Genomic DNA, 3,131 nt, shown 5'->3' on the forward strand with positions numbered 1-3,131 from the left:
TTGTTCTTTGTGATTGCGTGTTATTTGATTGATAGTTGTTGTAATTACTGTAGTTATTATAGTTGCTATAGTTATTGTAACCATAGTTGTTGTAGTTATTATAACTATTATAGTTATATGAAGTATTTACACGATCTGGACTCCAGTTACCTTTCCAAGTGTAGTGGTAGTTACCTTCAGCATCGATTGTGTAAGTATAGCTATATGAATAAGGGTCGTTAGGATTGTACCCATTATTATTTTGTTCTGCTGCTTGTGCGTCATGGTGTGCAAAAGCGAAAGTAGCGATTCCTGCAGTTGCAATTGTAGCTGTAGCGATTTTTTTCATTGTTAAATATCCTCCTAAAAATTTAAATAATTAATTTCATATAATGAATAGTCATGTGACTAAAATATTTACTTTGTTATCCTTGGCTTCGTTCTTTATTAACGACAAGCATTACTTTATCAGAAAAATGTACGTTTGTGTGCGGTGTTATCATTTTGTAATGTTTACATAGAGTTGTTTTGTTAAATGAAGTCTGTAAATAGCGTAACGAAAGCATGTAACTAACAATATTTCATGTAACGTTTTAGAATTGTTATATTCTTGTAATAATAAATTTTGCTCTTATTACAACTTTAACTATGATGAGTTTAGTCTTTCTTTTAAATATTTAGTCAATAAAGAATATTTACTTGATGTAAATTTAATCTTAGATAACGCTAAGGTTATTCATAAAATTGATAAAAAATGAGGTGAGATAGAATTCGTATCGAATTCGTTATCCCACCCCATCACAATGGTGAACTATAATAATAAATACCATATAACCCTTTTTGACTTAATTGTTTTTGTCATCTCACTAAATCATGACTAAGGAAACACATTGAATCTCATTCTAATTTCTAGTGATATATAGCGCTCTTATTTTTATTTTTGAACATTATTTTTCATTAACTTCTTTCATTTTTTTAATGATTTCATTAGATAATGCTTTAACACCACTGTATTCCAAGTGAATACCATCATATGCAAAATACTCAGAATGACCCTCAGATGCTTTATACCAATCAACAATATGAACATTTTTATGCTTCTTGGCTACTTGTTCCATAATTTTATTATTAGTCGACTCGTAGTCTCTCGGTACTCTTACCTTAATTAAGTAAATATCTGCTTCACCTAAAGAATCAATTAATTCATTCATTTGATCTTTCGTAAACTCACCGTTCGTACCAAGTTCTATCACAACACTCTGACCTTTTTTAGTATAATCTTGGTACTTCTGATTGATTAAATCTTTGCCCTCAATTAACTGTCGTCCAACTTTTCCATCAATATTAGCATGTGGCACTTTTTCACTAAAGACCTGACCGATATCTACCATTACTGAATCTCCCAGCAATAATGGAGACGCTTCTTTAGGATTAAAATGTTGTTGTGAAGACTTATCTTGATTATTTTCATCTGGCTTTTTAGGTTTTGCTTTCTGGTTCGTTTTAAAAGATTTTTGTTTCGCAGCTTGTTGTTTATCATGCTCTTTACCCAAACTATCATAGGCACCAAATACTATGAGTGCAGAAGGAACAAGCAAGATTAATACAATGATCGTTCTTGAAAATCTTGTTAAATTTTTCGGCATCACTGTGAATGCTTTGAATCCATTTTTTCTAATAGGCGTTTCAATAAATTTATAAGATACTTCAGCCATGACAAACATAAGTATCACTTCACAAATATATACAAACCAAGGAATCTGACCTTGTACGAAATAACTATTCATAAAAATAATGATAGGATAGTGCCATAAATATAAACTATACGATCTCTTGCCTATATAAATAAATAACTTGAAACTTAGTATTTTCTTTAAGACACTTGATGGATGCACAACGCTTGCAATGACAAACAGTGTCAAGAACGAGATAGCATAAAATCCTCCACTATATATCCATTTATCTTGATCACTAACCACTACAAACAAATAAATGAGCACTGCCATTCCGACTATGCCTATTGCACTTATACTTGCTTTAGCACCTTTAGATATATCCTTTCTAAAAGAAAACGGTGGCCAAATAAATGCTAGTAAGCATCCTAATAACAACGTTTGTAAACGTGTGTCAGTTCCGAAATAAACTCTAGAATTGTTACCTGTATACATATGTATCGTTATCATTGCAGTTAATGATAATAAAGAGATGATTAATAGAATAATCATTGTAGTTCGCTTTTTGAAAAACTTTAATAACCCTAAAAGTATAAATGGAAAGAATAGATAGAATTGTTCTTCAATAGCTAATGACCATAAATGCTTTAATGGCGCTACAGCAAATTGATTAAAATAGTCTACGTCTTGTATGATATACCACCAGTTCGAAACATAGAAAAGTGCTGCTATAGCATCATGTTTTATACTAATAATTAATTCAGGTTTAAATAGTAATGTATATATTAAAACAACCGTGACAACAAACATCATTGCTGGTATTAATCGTTTAAATCTTCTAAGCCAAAAATTAACTAAATTAATAGAATTATTTCTATAGTACTCACTTAATAATAAACTAGTTATGAGATAACCAGAAATGACAAAAAAAGTATCTACTCCAAGGAATCCACCAGATAACCATTTCGTGTTTAAATGATAAATGATTATCCCAATAACTGCTATAGCTCTTAAACCATCTAAACCAGGCAAATAGTGCGGTTTATAAGTTTTGTTGAGACGTCTATAATTGTTCTCATTCATTCAATTACACTCCGTTTAATTTTTAAAATACTTGCTCTTAATATTATCACAATTACATCCTCAATTGCATTGACATATCATCTTTCTACTTAAATATTATACTTTAACAAATTAAATAGGCATACATTTATTAAAACATCTTCATATAAGTTGTGTAGGTAAGCAATTTAAATGTATCTATATATGATATTAAACACACCATTTATATAACCATATCTTTTAAATAAATACAAACATAATATCATTTAACTTTATTATACTTTTCAGTCTAGATGTTATATTTTCACTTTGTTAACATCACTTAGTTATATAAATCATTTTAATTAGACTTTCAAACAAAAAAGAGCCTAGAACACAAAGCGATGTTGGACTGACCCCAATTAGTGGGAATTATAT

General features: G+C 29.7%; 1 protein-coding gene and 1 pseudogene. Both read right to left on the minus strand.

The window, feature by feature from the left end:
* A pseudogene (locus HMPREF2897_RS07560) lies at positions 1 to 328 on the minus strand (CHAP domain-containing protein); the annotation flags it as partial.
* Positions 329 to 926: 598 nt separating this feature from the next.
* Positions 927 to 2,735, minus strand: a complete 1,809-nt coding sequence (locus HMPREF2897_RS07565; protein WP_002447069.1) for an acyltransferase family protein — start codon at positions 2,733 to 2,735, stop codon at positions 927 to 929.
* Positions 2,736 to 3,131: the final 396 nt, after the last annotated feature.

The sequence above is a fragment of the Staphylococcus sp. HMSC065D05 genome (assembly GCF_001813195.1).
GTDB classification, from domain to species: Bacteria; Bacillota; Bacilli; order Staphylococcales; family Staphylococcaceae; genus Staphylococcus; species Staphylococcus epidermidis.